This window comes from Hyphomonas sp. (genome assembly GCF_965284475.1).
GTDB lineage: Bacteria > Pseudomonadota > Alphaproteobacteria > Caulobacterales > Hyphomonadaceae > Hyphomonas.
On the sequence record NZ_OZ260087.1, the window covers coordinates 281,695 to 296,729 of the forward strand.

At 61.1% G+C, this 15,035-nt stretch carries 15 protein-coding genes; 9 read left to right on the forward strand and 6 right to left on the reverse strand.

Annotated features, from left to right (window positions below; genetic code table 11):
* Nucleotides 1-396 precede the first annotated feature (396 nt).
* Nucleotides 397-1,089 (forward strand): response regulator transcription factor, encoded by a 693-nt coding sequence (locus ACQ66M_RS01150; RefSeq protein WP_034738323.1) that lies wholly within the window; start codon nucleotides 397-399, stop codon nucleotides 1,087-1,089.
* 106 nt (nucleotides 1,090-1,195) lie between these two features.
* Entirely contained in the window at nucleotides 1,196-1,696 is a 501-nt protein-coding gene (locus ACQ66M_RS01155) for a hypothetical protein (protein ID WP_430401440.1), read from the forward strand.
* Here the strand turns inward: ACQ66M_RS01155 and ACQ66M_RS01160 are convergent.
* Nucleotides 1,680-2,150: a DUF3995 domain-containing protein gene (locus ACQ66M_RS01160; RefSeq protein WP_430401441.1), complete on the reverse strand. Its 471-nt coding sequence runs from the start codon at nucleotides 2,148-2,150 to the stop codon at nucleotides 1,680-1,682. The two genes, ACQ66M_RS01155 and ACQ66M_RS01160, sit on opposite strands and share 17 nt — an antisense overlap.
* Before the next feature lie 113 nt (nucleotides 2,151-2,263).
* Between ACQ66M_RS01160 and ACQ66M_RS01165 the strand changes: the two genes are divergently transcribed.
* Together ACQ66M_RS01165 and ACQ66M_RS01170 are read left to right on the forward strand one after the other, a co-directional pair.
* A complete protein-coding gene (locus ACQ66M_RS01165) occupies nucleotides 2,264-2,728 on the forward strand; it encodes a peptidylprolyl isomerase (protein ID WP_430401442.1) in 465 nt (154 codons plus the stop codon).
* Between the two features lie 81 nt (nucleotides 2,729-2,809).
* Entirely contained in the window at nucleotides 2,810-4,366 is a 1,557-nt protein-coding gene (locus ACQ66M_RS01170; RefSeq protein ID WP_430401443.1) for a stimulus-sensing domain-containing protein, read from the forward strand.
* Here the strand turns inward: ACQ66M_RS01170 and acs are convergent.
* The 3 genes from acs to ACQ66M_RS01185 all read right to left on the reverse strand — a co-directional run bounded on the left by acs (nucleotide 4,363) and on the right by ACQ66M_RS01185 (nucleotide 8,554).
* Entirely contained in the window at nucleotides 4,363-6,309 is a 1,947-nt protein-coding gene (gene acs / locus ACQ66M_RS01175) for an acetate--CoA ligase (protein WP_430401444.1), read from the reverse strand. The genes ACQ66M_RS01170 and acs overlap by 4 nt on opposite strands.
* Nucleotides 6,310-6,499: 190 nt before the next feature.
* Complete coding sequence (locus ACQ66M_RS01180; protein WP_350174823.1) at nucleotides 6,500-8,278, reverse strand: sodium:solute symporter family protein; 1,779 nt, start codon at nucleotides 8,276-8,278, stop codon at nucleotides 6,500-6,502.
* Between the two features lie 9 nt (nucleotides 8,279-8,287).
* Nucleotides 8,288-8,554, reverse strand: coding sequence for a DUF4212 domain-containing protein (locus ACQ66M_RS01185; RefSeq protein ID WP_430401445.1), 267 nt, complete (start codon nucleotides 8,552-8,554; stop codon nucleotides 8,288-8,290).
* 213 nt (nucleotides 8,555-8,767) lie between these two features.
* Between ACQ66M_RS01185 and ACQ66M_RS01190 the strand changes: the two genes are divergently transcribed.
* Nucleotides 8,768-9,421, forward strand: a complete 654-nt coding sequence (locus tag ACQ66M_RS01190; protein WP_350174827.1) for a 50S ribosomal protein L25/general stress protein Ctc — start codon at nucleotides 8,768-8,770, stop codon at nucleotides 9,419-9,421.
* An 86-nt stretch (nucleotides 9,422-9,507) separates the two neighbouring features.
* On the forward strand, nucleotides 9,508-10,122 hold the full coding sequence (gene pth, locus ACQ66M_RS01195) for an aminoacyl-tRNA hydrolase (protein WP_430401446.1): 615 nt from the start codon (nucleotides 9,508-9,510) through the stop codon (nucleotides 10,120-10,122).
* A gap of 1 nt (nucleotide 10,123) precedes the next feature.
* On the opposite strand, the gene ACQ66M_RS01200 is transcribed toward pth, so the two are convergent.
* The gene (locus ACQ66M_RS01200; protein ID WP_350174831.1) at nucleotides 10,124-11,047 is read right to left on the reverse strand and encodes a Gfo/Idh/MocA family protein; all 924 of its coding nucleotides are present in this window, start codon (nucleotides 11,045-11,047) and stop codon (nucleotides 10,124-10,126) included.
* A gap of 177 nt (nucleotides 11,048-11,224) precedes the next feature.
* Here ACQ66M_RS01200 and ACQ66M_RS01205 point away from each other — a divergent pair, with 177 nt between their 5' ends.
* The 3 genes from ACQ66M_RS01205 (at nucleotide 11,225) to ACQ66M_RS01215 (ending at nucleotide 13,582) form a co-directional block, all read left to right on the forward strand.
* Nucleotides 11,225-12,247 carry an NADP-dependent oxidoreductase gene (locus tag ACQ66M_RS01205; protein WP_350174833.1) on the forward strand — a complete coding sequence of 341 codons (1,023 nt, stop codon included), beginning with the start codon at nucleotides 11,225-11,227 and terminating at the stop codon, nucleotides 12,245-12,247.
* Between the two features lie 57 nt (nucleotides 12,248-12,304).
* Nucleotides 12,305-13,216: a hypothetical protein gene (locus tag ACQ66M_RS01210; RefSeq protein ID WP_350174835.1), complete on the forward strand. Its 912-nt coding sequence runs from the start codon at nucleotides 12,305-12,307 to the stop codon at nucleotides 13,214-13,216.
* A gap of 99 nt (nucleotides 13,217-13,315) precedes the next feature.
* Nucleotides 13,316-13,582, forward strand: coding sequence for an HU family DNA-binding protein (locus ACQ66M_RS01215; protein ID WP_034738305.1), 267 nt, complete (start codon nucleotides 13,316-13,318; stop codon nucleotides 13,580-13,582).
* Between the two features lie 36 nt (nucleotides 13,583-13,618).
* On the opposite strand, the gene ACQ66M_RS01220 is transcribed toward ACQ66M_RS01215, so the two are convergent.
* On the reverse strand, nucleotides 13,619-15,031 hold the full coding sequence (locus ACQ66M_RS01220; RefSeq protein ID WP_350174837.1) for an MATE family efflux transporter: 1,413 nt from the start codon (nucleotides 15,029-15,031) through the stop codon (nucleotides 13,619-13,621).
* Nucleotides 15,032-15,035: the final 4 nt, after the last annotated feature.

The window sequence follows — 15,035 nt, forward strand, 5'->3', positions numbered from 1 at the left end:
ACAAGCCCTCGCCCCACACACCGAACTCATGCTGTGCGAGGTCGAAGGATGGAGGAGGCAGCACACGCCCGGCCCGCCCGCGACCGTATTTCGACTTCGCTTAGCATGAGCGCTCCAAAAGGTCCGGGCGCCGGGCAGGACGCACTTCTGCGGGATCCAGAGGCAACCCGCCCGCCCGCTACGGAAATGTCAGACCGTCTTTCGTAATCATGGCCACCCGCCATCTTGTTTCCTTAAATCGCCGTAATGTGAGCGTTTGCTTGCCCTAGTCTGCTGTTTTCATTGGGACAGCACCGAAGGAGGGCTTTTGTCATGTCGCGAACCGTGGTTGAACACCATTATGCAAAACGGCCAGACCCCGCGCTGGGGTACACTCTGGTTGAGAAGGATCGAGCGATGACGACTTTGGCACTGGTGGATGACGACGAGAACATCGTCGCCTCGCTGAAAATGTTCTTTGAGGCGGAGGGCTATAATGTCCGCACCTATCATGATGGCGAGTCCGCGCTGCCGGCCCTGACCGAAACGCCGCCGGACATTGCCATTCTCGACGTGAAGATGCCCAAGATGGACGGCATGGAACTGCTTCGCCGCCTGCGCCAGACCAGCGAGCTGCCGGTGATCTTCCTGACCTCGAAGGACGAAGAGATCGACGAGGTGATCGGCTTCAATATCGGCGCCGACGATTTCGTGCGCAAGCCCTGTTCCAACCGGCTGCTGGCCGAGCGCGTGAAGGCCGTGCTGCGGCGCGCGCGCGGCGGCGTGGCGGGGCCGGAAGAGGGCGACCACAAGCCGATCGTTCGCGGCAAGCTGACGCTGGACCCGAACCGCCATGCCTGTACTTGGGATGGCCACCCCGTGCGCCTGACGGTTACCGAATTCCTGATCCTGCAGGCGCTGGCCTCGCGCCCCGGATATGTGAAGAGCCGCGACCAGTTGATGGACGCGGCCTATGATGACCAGATCTATGTCGACGACCGGACCATTGACAGCCACATCAAGCGGCTGCGCAAGAAGTTCCGCGAAGTGACGGACGAGTTCGATGCGATCGAAACACTCTATGGCGTCGGCTACCGCTATACCGAGTAGACATTCGCCCGACAGCCGGGGCGTTGCCGAGATCTATATCGGCGGCGCCGCGGACGGGCAGTCGCGGATTGTCGCAAGCTTCGCACAGGCACGCCGACGCGCGATCATGAGCAGCCACGAGCCGCGCGACCGGACGGCTGACTGGTTTGCCCATTATGACACTGATGCCGCCGCCGCGCATTGCCAGACAGCCCTGACCACGGGCCGGGAACTGGTTCTGATTGGCCATAGCTGGGGCAGCGACGCGGCGCTGCGCGTTACCCATCAGTTGAACGGGCCTGTTGCCTTGCTGGCAGGTGTCGATCCTGTGATGCGGCCGGGAAGCGCGTTTTCGCGGGTCAGCCACAGGCCCGGCAACGCTGTTCTGGTGGTGCATGTGGATGCCCGCCCGCGACGGATGGATCGTTCCGACCTGGTCAAGGCGACGGGCGTGATGCTGGGCGGCGGCGCGGCGCAGGCCTATCGGCGCGCAGACGTAACGATCCGGGCGGAACTGAACCACTGGGCCTTTGCTGACATGATGGCCGCGCCGGGCAGGGATGGCGTATCGCTGAACGACCACATCCGGAACACCGGCCGGCCCCGGCCAACTAGCCAAACAGGCTGAGGCGCCAGCTCCAGTTCGGCATCATCAGAGTGAGGCCGAAGAACGCTAAGCCGATGAAAACACAGAGCGGCGAATAGAAAATGCGGTTGAGGCGGAGGAATGGCTGCTCGGGCAAGGCCCGCTCAAAAGTGGGCAGAACGCCGATCACACCGCGGATCAGGAATACGGCCGCAAGGACCAGGCCGCCCGGGGCGATCAGCCAGTCTGACACCGGCGCCTCCACAAGACGTCCGAGCAGGAGCGCCCATAGCGATGCCGCAAACAGGCAGAGCGCCACGAAGCCCGACGCCGCCATTGACGGCATGCGCGTAATGCCCCGGCGCCCGACGACGGCGCGCGCGAGCGCCTGCTGATTGGCGTAGGGAAATGTGCTGCCGAAGGCCCAGGCCAGATGTACCAGACCTGCAATGCCCAGTACGGAAGACAGCAGGATCGAGAGGAAATGCGCAATCATGAGCTGACGTGTCCTGATGTGAGACAAGCATGATAACATGCCTGTTGGGCTTGCCGCCATCGCCTTCATTCAATAGCCAGTCATAAACTCGCGCCACACATAAGGACATTTCCATGAGCGACCTTGAAAATACACTCCTTCTCGAAACCTCCAAAGGATCCGTGAAGATCGAACTGCGCCCTGATCTTGCGCCCGGACACGTTGAGCGCATCAAGGAACTGGCCCGTGAGGAATTTTATGACGGGATCGTCTTCCACCGCGTGATCGACGGTTTCATGGCGCAGGTCGGTTGCCCGAAGGGCAATGGCACTGGCGGCTCCAGCAAGCCTGACATCAAGGCAGAGTTCAATGCCGAGCCCCATGTGCGCGGCACCTGCTCGATGGCGCGGACCGCCGCGCCGAACTCCGCCAACAGCCAGTTCTTCATCTGCTTCGATGATGCCAGCTTCCTGAACCGCCAATATACCGTGTGGGGCAAGGTGACCGAGGGCATGGATGTGATCGACCAGCTTGCGAAAGGCGAGCCGCCGCGCAATCCTGACAAGATTGTAACCATGCGCGTTGCGGCCGACGCCTAAGATTCGCCGCAGCCCGGAATCAGGGTGAACGGGATGGGCGATTCAAAACGCATCAGATTGCCAGGCTCAAGGCGCGGATCCATGTTTCTGGGTTCGCGCATTGCCCGGCTGATCTTTGCGTCCAACCTCGCCGGTCTCGCCATCCTGATTATCGGCGCGATGGTTCTGAACGAAATGCGCGCCGGTTTCGTCGTGTCGAAAAAGCAGGACCTGGTCGCGCAGGCGCAGATTTTCACCAGCTTGCTGGGCGAAGATGCCACGACGCCTGAGCCGAGCCTGGATGTCGATGCGGCGCGGCAGACCATTGTTCGCCTGAACCTGCCAGAGCGCGTTCGCGCGCGCATCTATTCTCCGGACGGTGAACTGATTGGCGACAGCTTCTACCTGTCGGAACGGGTCGATATTGACGCCCTGCCTCCCCTGAAAGAACCGAGCCGCATCGCTCGCACCGGGGCGGCCCTTTCGGAATGGGCTGGCCGCGTGTTCGGACCCATCATGCCCCGGCGCAGCTCCGAAGCAGTACGTACACAAAGCTTCGATGAGGAGTTCGACAGCGCCGTTCTGGGTGATATTGCCGCCAGCCAGCGTTTCTCTGATCGCGGCCAGCGCATTATCTCCGTATCGATGCCTATACAGCGGGTCTCTGCCGTCGTCGGCGTGCTGACGCTGGAGGCCAGCGACATTGACGAAATCATCCAGTCGGAACGCGCCGCGCTCGTGCCCTTCATCGGCGTGGCCGTGATGGTGGCGTTTATCACGTCATTCCTGCTGACGCTGGGCATTGCCCGCCCAATGCGGCGGCTGTCGCTGGCGGCGGACCGCATCCGTTCCGGGGCCTCCGACAGGATCGACATTCCGGCGCTCACCCGCCGCAAGGACGAGATCGGCAATCTAGCCTCCTCCATGCAGGGCATGACCGAGGCGCTGCTGGAGCGGATCGAGGCGAACGAACAGTTTGCAGCGGATGTCGCGCACGAACTGAAGAACCCGCTGACATCGATCCGCTCGGCCATTGAAACGGCTGAACGTGTTCAGGATGACCCGGTTGCCAGCGAACGCCTGCGGGCCGTCATCGCATCCGATGTGAAGCGGCTCGATCGTCTCATCACGGATATTTCGAACGCCTCGCGGATCGAAGCTGAGATGACCCGTGTTCCAAGCGAGCAAATCGATATTGCACGTTTTGCGCGCGACGTGGTGCGCACCTATGAATCGATGAGTAACGGCGAAGAGGCGGTCACGGTCGTGTTCGAAGACGCGACGATGGGCGCCCGGCTGCTGGTGCGCGCGCGTGAAGGCCCGCTTGGGCAGGTGATCCGCAACCTTGTCGACAATGCCCGCTCCTTCTCGCCGCCGGGCAGCAGTGTGCATGTGACGCTGGAGCAGACCAATAGCGGTCCGCAGACAGTGGCCCGGCTGCGCGTTGAGGATTCCGGTCCCGGCATCCCGACCGACAAGCTGGAAGAGATTTTCAACCGCTTCTATACTGACCGCCCGAAGGGTACGGCCTTTGGCAACAATTCCGGCCTGGGCCTCTCCATCGTGAAACAGATCATTGCCACGCATCGCGGCATTGTGTTTGCCGAAAACCGCGAAGAGGGCGGTGCCCGGTTCATCGTGGACCTGCCCGCGATCTAGCGGTTCTGGCGGTTTTCGATCAGGTCGTGCACGACTTCCGGTTCTGCCAGCGTGCTCGTGTCTCCCAGATTGGAAAACTCGTTCTCGGCGATCTTGCGCAGGATGCGGCGCATGATCTTGCCGGAGCGCGTCTTGGGCAGGCCGGGAGAGAACTGGATCAGGTCTGGCGAGGCAATCGGTCCGATCTCATTGCGCACATGCTGGACAAGATTCTTGCGCAGCGCGTCGTCCACCTCAACGCCCTGGCGGAGCGTGACATAGGCATAGATGCCCTGCCCCTTGATATCGTGGGGATAGCCGACGACGGCGGCCTCTGCGACGGCATCGTGGCTGACCAGCGCGCTTTCAACTTCGGCCGTTCCCATGCGGTGGCCTGATACGTTGATCACATCATCCACGCGGCCGGTGATCCAATAGAAGCCCTCCTCGTCGCGGCGGCATCCGTCGCCGGTGAAGTAATTGCCCGGATAGGCAGTGAAATAGGTGTCCACGAAACGCTGATGGTCGCCATAGACGGTGCGCATCTGGCCCGGCCAGCTATCGGTGATCAGCAGGTTGCCGTCGGCCGCGCCTTCAAGGATCTGGCCTTCCGCATCGACCAGCGCCGGCTTCACGCCAAAGAAGGGGTGGCTGCCAGCGCCGGGTTTCATGTCGGTTGTGCCAGGAAGCGGCACAATCATCGTGCCGCCGGTTTCGGTCTGCCACCATGTGTCGATGATCGGGCAACGCCCCTCGCCGACAGTGTGATAATACCATTCCCAGGCTTCGGGGTTGATCGGCTCTCCGACGGTACCGAGGAGGCGGATGGATTTGCGGGACGTCTTGTTCACCGGGCCTTCGCCCTCGCGCATCAGGGCGCGGATGGCCGTGGGCGCGGTGTAGAATATGGTGACCTTGTGCTCGTCGCAGGCCTGCCAGAAGCGGCTGGCATCAGGATAGGTCGGGATGCCCTCGAACACGACACTCGTGGCCCCGTTCGCAAGCGGGCCATACACGATGTAGGTGTGGCCGGTCACCCAACCGACATCCGCCGAACACCAGAAGACATCGTCTTCCTTCAGGTCGAAAACGTATTCATGCGTCATGGACGCCCAGACGAGATAGCCGCCGGTCGTGTGCAGCACGCCCTTCGGCTTGCCGGTGGACCCGGACGTATAGAGGATGAAGAGCGGGTCTTCGGCATTCATCGGTTCAGGCGGGCAATCTGCCGACACGCTGGCGCCGATCTCGTGGAGCCAATGGTCCCGGCCCTCGGTCATGCTGACTTCAGAGCCTGTCCGGCGGACGACCAGCATCTTCTTGACCATGCCATTAGCGATCTTCGCGGCCGCATCGGCATTCACTTTCAGCGGCACCTTGCGCCCGCCGCGCACGCCCTCATCAGCGGTAATCAGCACTTCGGATTCACAATCGACGATGCGACCCGCAAGCGCCTCGGGCGAGAACCCGCCAAACACGATCGAATGTACCGCGCCGATGCGGGCACACGCGAGCATGGCATAGGTCGCCTCCAGGATCATGGGCATGTAGATCGTGACGCGATCACCCTTCTTGACGCCAAGTTCCTTCAGGACGTTCGCAAACTTGCTGACGGCAACATGGAGCTGCTTGTAGGTTACCGTGAAGGAATCGTTCGGGTCATCGCCTTCCCAGATAAAGGCCGCCTTGTCGCCGCGCGTCGCAAGATGGCGGTCGATACAATTGGCCGACACGTTCAGCACGCCGTCCGAATACCATTTCACATGCAGGTCGCCGGTTTCCCACGACACATCCTTCACAACGGAATAAGGCGTCATCCAGTCGAGGCGCTTGCCATGTTCGCCCCAGAAGGCATCTGGGTCGGCAATCGAGGCCGCATACATTTCCCGGTACTTTTCAGGCGTCAGGTTTGCCTTCGCCGCAAAATCGGCTGGAACGGGATATGTCTTGGTGGCGTCGCTCATGTCGGGCCTCTCCTTTGGATCGTTTCTGACTGTTGCTTATAGGGAAGTCCGCAACTTGAGAAGTTTTCTAGCCAATTACCGGCCGGATTAAAGAAAGTGCAGCGGTTCGGCACAAACCTGACCCATTGGACTGTATCAGAAACGAGACAGTCCGATGGGGCAAATTCGGGCTCGGATAACCATCAAGACCTCAATCAACAGGCAGCATGCCCGCGTCCGCCACGCCATGCGGCGATCGCGTGCCTGGCACCCGTATATCCTCGACCAGATCCTGAATGTCCTGTGGCGGCGCCTTGGTCATCAGCGAGACGATGATGCCGATGACGAGGGCCACGAACATGAAGACAAATCCGATGCCTTCCGGCGATACGCCAAGGAACCAGTCCGACGCGGTCGATGCCTTCCCGGCGCCAAGCTTGAAGTGCCAGATATAGGCGAAGGTCGGCACGAGGCCCGTCAGCATCGCGGCGATGGCGCCTTCACGGTTCATGCGTTTCCAGAAGATGCCGAGGAATATGACCGGAAATAGCGAGGCCGCCGCAAGGCCGAACGCGAAGGCGACGACCTGCGCCACAAAGGCGAGCTTGGCCGAATAGATGCCCATGAAGCCGGCGGCGACAACCGCCCCCGCCGCCGCAACCCGGGCGATGCGCAGCTCTGTCGTATCAGACATGCCCTTGAAGAAGGTGCGCCGGCAAAGGTCATGGCTGATCGCGGACGAGATGACCATTAGCAGGCCTGCCGCCGTGGACAGGGCCGCCGCGAGGCCGCCCGCGACAACGAGGCCGATCACCCAGTCCGGCAGCCGTGCGATTTCCGGGTTCGCCAGAACATAGATGTCATTGTTGATGGTCACTTCATTTGCGAGACCATCCGGCGCGGCCGGGCCACGTATCTGCATGCGGCCGTCGCCATTGATGTCGTCAAAGCCGACAAGACCGGTCTTTTCCCAGTTTGCAAACCAGGCCGGGCTGGGCGTGTCGCCGCGCTCGGTGATCGCCGCCGCTTCGTCGTCATAAGCGGCAGCGGGCACATAGGTCGTCTCATTGACCGAACTGATGACGTTGAGGCGCGCGAAAGACCCGACGGCTGGGGCAACCGTGTAGAGCAGCGCGATGAAGACGAGCGCCCAGCCAGCCGAGAGGCGGGCATCGGCCGCGCGCGGCACGGTAAAAAAGCGCACGATGACATGCGGCAGTCCCGCCGTGCCAAACATCAAGGCCGCCGTGATGCAGAAGATATCGAACATGGTCTTGTTGGTGCTGGTATATTCCGCAAAGCCGAGACCGGTGACCGTCTCGTTCAGCTTCTGAAGCATCGAGACGCCTTCACCCTTGATGTCGGAGATGAAACCGAGCTGGGGCACGGGATTGCCTGTCAGCATCAGCGAGATGAAGATGGCGGGCACGGTATAGGCGAAGATCAGCACGCAATACTGAGCTACCTGCGTATAGGTGACGCCCTTCATGCCGCCCAGAACGGCATAGACGAACACAATGCCCATGCCGACGAAAATGCCCGTATTGAAATCGACGCCCAGGAAGCGCGAGAAGGCAAGGCCGACACCGGACATCTGGCCTGCAATGTAGGTGAACGACACGAACAGGGCGCAGATCACGGCGACGACGCGGGCGGCGTCACTGTAGTAACGGTCACCGACAAAATCCGGCACCGTGAATTTGCCGAACTCGCGCAGGAAGGGTGCGAGCAGGAGCGCGAGAAGCACATAGCCGCCGGTCCAGCCCATCAAATAGACAGATCCGCCATAGCCAAGCCCGGCAATCAGGCCCGCCATGGACAGGAAGGAGGCCGCTGACATCCAGTCCGCTGCCGTGGCCATGCCATTGACGACCGGATGGACGCCGTGCCCCGCAACATAGAAATCATTGGTCGAGCCGGCGCGGGCCCAGACTGCGATGCCGATATAGAGCGCGAAGGTCGCGAAGACCCATGCAAGTGTCCAGTCCATGGTCCGCTCCTAGCCCTTCACGCCGAATTTGCGTTCGAGACGCCGCATAGCGACGCAATAATAGAAGATCAGGCCGACAAAGACGTAGATGGACCCCTGCTGGGCAAACCAGAAACCGAGAGGCGCCCCCCCGATGTGAAACTGGTCCAGCCAGTCCCGCAGCAGTATGCCCGCGCCGAACGACACCGCAAACCAGATGACCAGCAAGCTGATTGTCAGGCGTATAACCGCCTTCCAATAGGCCTTTGCGTCAATTCCAACCGTCTTTTCCGTCATTGTCGCGCACGCTCCCCGTCGTTTTTGTTTTCCCAGTCATCCCGCAGAACCGCGCGATAGGCAAACAGGACTTGCGAAGGCTGCCGGCCCTGCTTGCCAGCTGATGCCTGATCGCCTATAGGCGCCGACTGGAAACGACGGCGCAAGGCCGTACGTGTCAGGCTGTCACCGTCCGGGCGTCCGGCGGCGGACTTCAGGGCGAAAGGAAAACACATGTCCAAGAAACAGATTTCATTCAATGTCGAAGTGCGTGAGCGCACCGGCACCGGCGGCGCACGTGAAGCACGCAACAATGGCTTCGTACCCGGCGTCCTGTATGGCGGCGACGACAAGCCGGTTGCCATCAACCTGCGCCTCGCAGAAGTGCTGAAAGCCATTGAAACCGGCCACTTCCTGTCTTCGACAGCGACGCTGGTCCACAAGGGTGAGAAGCAGCTCGTGATCCCGCAGGCGATCCAGATGCACCCGATCACCGACCGCCCGGTCCACGTCGACCTGTTCCGCGTCACCGCCAACCAGAAGATCAAGGTCGAAGTGCCTGTGCACTTCAAGGGCGAAGACGTCTCGCCAGGCCTGAAAAAGGGCGGCACGCTCAACGTCGTGCGCCACACGGTGGAGCTGCTTGTGCCAGCCGGCCATATCCCGGAATACCTCGAAGCCGACGTTTCGGCGCTCGAAGTGGGCGACAATATCAAGATTTCCGACATCAAGCTGCCATCGGACGCTGAACCCACGATCAATGATCGCGACTTCACGATCGCAACGATTGCCGGCCGTGTGGCTGTTGCCGACACGGAAGAAACCGGAGACGAAGATGCTGCTGAAGCCGAAGGCGAAGAGGCAGCTGAAGAAGGCGGTGAAGACTGATCCGTTCGGTCTGGCGCAGCGTGCTTGGCCTGTTCGGGCCAGGCACGCGGCCATCCCCTGCCCGGTCGCACGAGGGAGACTGCCCCATGCTGATCCTCGCGGGACAAGGTAATCCAGGCGCAAAATATGAGGGCAATCGCCACAATGCCGGGTTCATGATTCTGGACCGGATTCATACAGAATTCGGTTTCCAGCCGTGGCGCTCCAAATTCGAGAGCCAGATTTCCGAAGGCACGATTGAAACCTCCGCCGGCCGGATCAAGACGCTACTGGTGAAGCCCGAAACCTTTTACAATGAATCAGGCCGGGCCCTGTCCAAGGCAGCGAGCTTTTACAAACTGCCTGCCGAGGACGTGGTCGTGTTTCACGACGAGATCGACCTGGCACCCGGCCGCGTGCGCATGAAACAGGGCGGCGGCCATTCTGGCAATAATGGCATCCGGTCGATGATTGCGCATCTGGGCGAGAATGTCCGGCGCGTGCGCGTTGGTGTCGGCCATCCTGGCGACAAGTCGCAGGTCATGCCTTATGTCCTGTCGGACTTTTCCAAGGCGGACCAGGACTGGTTCGAGCCGCTGCTGAAGGCGGTTACGGGCGCCCTGCCTTTTCTCGCGGCGGGAGATGACGAGCGCTTCCAGACGGAAGTCATGCGCCTGGCACCCGCTCCGAAGAACGATCCCAAGCAATCGCAACGCAGCTAGGTCAGGCGTCCAGCTTGGCCAGTGCAGCGGCTTCGGCGGCCTCTGCCATTGCGACCGCCGCGACGGCCCCGTGGGCTGGCACCGGACTGCGAGCCAGACCGAGACAGGCCGCGTAGAAACCCTCATCAGCCGCGCCGAGCGGGTCTGGCAGGTCAGCCGCAATATCCACGCGCACTTCATAGGGTGTCGAATTGTCGAGCTTGCGCGTAAGAAAGTCGATCGCGATTTCGCCTGACGGGTAGACCACCCGCATGGTGCGTTCGCGCTCTTCAGCAGCCCGGCTGGCACGCAGCCGCGCCACACCGCCACTCGCATAGGTAAACTGGGCGCTGGCCTCGTCAAGATGTGGTGAATGCACCCGTTTGCCCGTAGCCATGACGCCGGTGAATTCCGTACCAAGCATCATAGCCGCCAGGTCGAGATCGTGGATCATGAGATCCCAGATCACCGAGACATCACCCGCCCGGTTTTCCGGTGCAGGCGGCCCGGCGCGAACCGATTCGATCAGCAAGGGTGTTTCCTCAATCGAGAGGACGCCCATAGCGCGCGCCACAAAGCGCTCCTGATGGCCAACCTGGAGGATTCGGCCACGGGCGGCCGCTTCGTCTGCAAGGCTGCGGGCAGATTTGCCTGATAGCGCCAGCGGCTTCTCGACCAGCACATGACAATGCGCCTCAATGGCTTCGCGCGCCAGCGGTTCGTGGAAGGTCGCCGGAACGGCAATCACGATGGCATCGCACATCTCGAGAAAGGCGCGATAGTCCGACATGCCGGGCGCACCGAAAGTGCTTGCCACGCGTTCGGCCCGCGCCTTGTCGATATCGTACACACCCATGAAATCGGTCCGCGCCGACGCCGCAGCCTTTTGCGCGTGGTAATTTCCGAACACGCCCGCGCCCGCGACGCCCACTTTCAATTTGCTCATCTATCAGGCCCTCGTTCCAGGGGACATGACACCGCATCGCGTCCTGCTGCAAGGGCTGCGGGCAGCATAGATTGCCACATGCCACAACAGGCGTGACCGAAGATAATCGGCGCGCCCCCCTTCACAGCCGCTGTGTCACGCGCCACTTAAGCGGCAACGAAACAGGAGGAAATCACAATGGCTAAACTGAATTCAACGGAATGGGCCCTCGCATCTCGCCCCGAAGGCATGCCCAAGCCTGCCAACTTCGCGAAAAAGACCGTCGAGATTGCCGAACCGAAGGATGGCGAAATCCAGGTCCAGAATGAATGGATGTCGGTTGACCCCTACATGCGTGGCCGCATGTATGACCGCGAGAGCTATGTGCCGCCCTTCCAGATCGGCGAAACCATGCAGGGCGGCGCTGTCGGTCGTGTGACCGCGTCTGCGCACCCCGACTACAAGGCCGGCGACCTGGTCTCCTCCATGCTTGGCTGGCGCACGGCCTGGGTGGCGAAGCCCGAAGCGGCCATGGTGCAGAAACTGCCGGACGTGGGCCTGCCCGAAAGCGCCTTCCTCGGCGTTGCCGGTATGCCCGGCCTGACGGCCTATGCTGGCCTTCTGCGCGTCGCAGAGCTGAAGGAAGGCGATGTGGTTTTCGTCTCCGGCGCGGCGGGCGCCGTCGGCTCGACCGTGGTCCAGATCGCCAAGAATAAGGGTTGCACCGTGATCGGCTCTGCCGGCGGACCCGACAAGTGCGCCTTCGTGAAATCGATCGGGGCCGATCATGTCATTGACTACAAGAAGGCCGATGGTTTCGAAGGCCTTGTAAAGGCGCTCAAGGAGGCATCGCCCAAGGGGATTGACGTGTATTTCGACAATGTCGGCGGCGATCACCTGACCGCGGCAATCGAAGCGGCACGTCCGATGGCACGCATGGCGCTGTGCGGAATGATCGCGCAGTATAACGAAACCGGCACGCCCGTGGGACCGCACAACCTGATCCAGGCGGTTGGCAAGCAACTCAAACTGCAGGGCTTCATCGTGTCGACGCATGCCGACATGCAGCCGGCATTCTTTGCGGACATGGCGAAGTGGATACCGGCCGGAAAGATGAAGTTCGAGCAAACTGTGATGGAAGGGATCGACAAGGCGCCCGAAGCCTTTATGGGCCTCTTCACAGGCGCCAACACCGGCAAGATGTTGGTCAAACTTACCTAACTCAAATACGCCGCATCGCGTCCAACGGGCCGCGGTGCGGCCACGGAGACGCAAAAAATGGCACGGCTGTTCGATGCCTATATCATGGTCGACTGGAGCGCGGCGACGAAGCCGACGCTCGGTGCGAATTCAATCTGGATCGGTATCCTGGCAAAGGATGCCCGGCTGAAGCTGCAGTTCAAGGCGGTCAATATCGACACACGCCTGAAGGCGCGCGAATTCCTGGAGGACATGGTGGCCAAGCTGACGCGGCGCGGCGACCGTGTCCTGCTGGGCTTTGACTTTTCGCTCGGCTATCCGGCCGGCACGGCTGAGGCACTTGGACTCGATGTGGCGTCGCAGCCAGCCTGGGCCGCAATGCACGCGCACCTCGCGAAAAAGCTGAAGGACAAGCCGGACAATTCGAACGCGCGCTACGCCATCGCCGCCGGGATGAATTACGCGATTTCGAAAGGCCCCTACCCGTTCTGGGGCGCTCCGGCGCGTGACGTTGTTTCGACACTGTCATCGACGAAGCCGGACTATGCAGCACAGCCTTTGCCCGAATTCCGCATTGTCGAATCCTATCTTCGCGACAACAAGCTGGGCCAGCCCAAGTCTGTCTGGCAACTTGCCTATACCGGAAGCGTCGGCAGCCAGTCGCTGACAGGCATTCCACATGTTCACGCGTTGAGAGCGACCTGGACGAACGCGCGGATCTGGCCTTTTGAAACCGGAGCGGGTGAAATGACCGCGCAAGACCTCGAGGGTATCGAGGTCGTCATGGCGGAGATTTATCCTTCGCAGGTCAAGGTAAAAGCCGAAAAAGGCGAGACTCTCGACGAGGCGCAGGTTCGCGAGATCGCCCGTCATTATTCGCAACTTGACGAAAAAGGTCTACTTGGAGGTGCGTTTTCCACAGGCAAATCGCTTGACGCGGGAAAAATTGAGCAGATTCAGGCCGAAGAGGGCTGGATTCTAGGCATATAGCCCGTGTTTACTGGCGTTTCGGCGTATTCACATAAAACGAATCGTGGGCATGTCGACGCAACGGCGGGGGATCGCCGTTTAACTTAGAGGAGAACCCCTATGAACAAGGGTGAACTTACAAAGGCAGTTGCTGCCGAATCCGGCCTCTCGCAAAGCGAAGCTGGCAAGGCTGTTGACGCTGTTTTCGACACAATCGCTGCTGCAGCGAAGTCGCGTCAGCAAGTTGCAATCGCCGGCTTTGGTACGTTTGCGGCGAAGACCCGCAACGCGCGTGAAGGCCGTAACCCGGCAACTGGTGACAAGATCAAGATCCCGGAAAAGACGTCCCTGGCTTTCAAACCAGCCACGGCTCTGAAAGACCTCTAGGGCTTCGGCCTCCTTTACGGAGGCCAGCCTCGACATTCAGGCGGCGCGTTTGCTTTGCAGGCGCGCCGTTTTAAATTCCAGAAGCAATGTCTGACTGACGCCGGCAACCGCCATGCCGATGAACGCACCTTCCATCATGCCCTGCGCCCCCCTGCCTGCCACAAGTCCGAGCATGTAGCAGGCCGGGATCATCACGATGAAAAATGAGCCAATATGGATGATGCCGGGCGACCAGACGATTTCCTGCGCCCGCAGCGCCATGGACGCCGTTGCCTGAAGCCCGTCGAATATTGAAGCCGCCGCTGCGAGAAAGAGGAGGCTTGCGATAGCCGGTGCCAGGACAATGCCGTTCAGCACAGCGTCCGGCCGCACCAGGATGCGTGAAATCGGCCCGTGGAAAAGCACGAGAATAATCCCGAGGATGATGCCCATAATGATCGTCGCCGCGACGCCAAGGCGGCTGGCATTGCGGATCTGGTCAGCATTGCCACGTCCGAACGCCTCTGCCACCCGCACGCTCGTGGCCGACCCAATGCCCAGATAGAACATGAAGCAGAGACCGACGATCTGGATCGCATAGCCATAGATCGAGTTGGCCGCGAGGCTGATCCATGTCGCGATGATATAGGTCATGTTGAAGCCGCCCCATTCAGCAACATTGCTTATGGCGGTGCCGATGCCGACATTGAACTGGCGGCGCGCCTCGCCCAGCGGCCCCGCGACCGACTTGCGGAATGCTGGCGTCATCACGACGACGAGGATAAACATTGCGATTGTCAGCAGCCAGCGTGAGCCTGTCGTCGCCCAGGCGACGCCTTCAGCCCCCATCGGGGTGACGCCCCACCAGCCGCCGACAAAAGCCAGGTCCAGCACGAGGTTGATCACCACGCCGACATACATCACCACCGTAACGAGCAGCGGCCGGCGCAGGGCTTCGAGATAGAAGCTGCACACCTGCGACACCATGAAGGCCAGCAGGCCGCTGGAGAGGATGCGCGTCACCTTGGCGGTTTCTGTCGCGATGAATTCAGGCGCCAGCTTGTCAGCGGCGTCAGACACGGGCGCGATGGTCACGAATATCCAGTGAAACAGCGGTTCTGCACCGTAAAAGACCAATGCGGTCAAGACGACACCGAGCCCGAGCGCTACCCACAATCCCCGCCGGAATATCCTGCCCGTCTCAGCCTTGTGTCCTATGCCCAGCAATTCGGATGTCAGCACCTGCGTGCCGAGCAGCAGCCCCATGCCAAAGCCGAGGGAGACACCCATCGGCAGCCAGGAATTCAGGATGAAGGGCAACTCTCCGGGCGCATACTGGCCAAGCACAATCGCATCGGTGATGCCCATCAGCATCATCGACATGCGCGAAATCGCAATCGGTACGGACAGCCGAAGCAAATCCGAAATGTCGGAGGCCCGCGCCCAGGCGGGCCAGCCTGCGCGAGCCATTGGT

Bases quoted from the DNA above. Each gene is read 5' to 3' on its own strand.
- ACQ66M_RS01150 (WP_034738323.1), top strand. From the start codon at position 397: ATGACGACTTTGGCACTGGTGGATGACGACGAGAACATCGTCGCCTCG.
- ACQ66M_RS01155 (WP_430401440.1), top strand. From the start codon at position 1,196: ATGAGCAGCCACGAGCCGCGCGACCGGACGGCTGACTGGTTTGCCCAT.
- ACQ66M_RS01160 (WP_430401441.1), bottom strand. From the start codon at position 2,150: ATGATTGCGCATTTCCTCTCGATCCTGCTGTCTTCCGTACTGGGCATT.
- ACQ66M_RS01165 (WP_430401442.1), top strand. From the start codon at position 2,264: ATGAGCGACCTTGAAAATACACTCCTTCTCGAAACCTCCAAAGGATCC.
- ACQ66M_RS01170 (WP_430401443.1), top strand. From the start codon at position 2,810: ATGTTTCTGGGTTCGCGCATTGCCCGGCTGATCTTTGCGTCCAACCTC.
- acs (WP_430401444.1), bottom strand. From the start codon at position 6,309: ATGAGCGACGCCACCAAGACATATCCCGTTCCAGCCGATTTTGCGGCG.
- ACQ66M_RS01180 (WP_350174823.1), bottom strand. From the start codon at position 8,278: ATGGACTGGACACTTGCATGGGTCTTCGCGACCTTCGCGCTCTATATC.
- ACQ66M_RS01185 (WP_430401445.1), bottom strand. From the start codon at position 8,554: ATGACGGAAAAGACGGTTGGAATTGACGCAAAGGCCTATTGGAAGGCG.
- ACQ66M_RS01190 (WP_350174827.1), top strand. From the start codon at position 8,768: ATGTCCAAGAAACAGATTTCATTCAATGTCGAAGTGCGTGAGCGCACC.
- pth (WP_430401446.1), top strand. From the start codon at position 9,508: ATGCTGATCCTCGCGGGACAAGGTAATCCAGGCGCAAAATATGAGGGC.
- ACQ66M_RS01200 (WP_350174831.1), bottom strand. From the start codon at position 11,047: ATGAGCAAATTGAAAGTGGGCGTCGCGGGCGCGGGCGTGTTCGGAAAT.
- ACQ66M_RS01205 (WP_350174833.1), top strand. From the start codon at position 11,225: ATGGCTAAACTGAATTCAACGGAATGGGCCCTCGCATCTCGCCCCGAA.
- ACQ66M_RS01210 (WP_350174835.1), top strand. From the start codon at position 12,305: ATGGCACGGCTGTTCGATGCCTATATCATGGTCGACTGGAGCGCGGCG.
- ACQ66M_RS01215 (WP_034738305.1), top strand. From the start codon at position 13,316: ATGAACAAGGGTGAACTTACAAAGGCAGTTGCTGCCGAATCCGGCCTC.
- ACQ66M_RS01220 (WP_350174837.1), bottom strand. From the start codon at position 15,031: ATGGCTCGCGCAGGCTGGCCCGCCTGGGCGCGGGCCTCCGACATTTCG.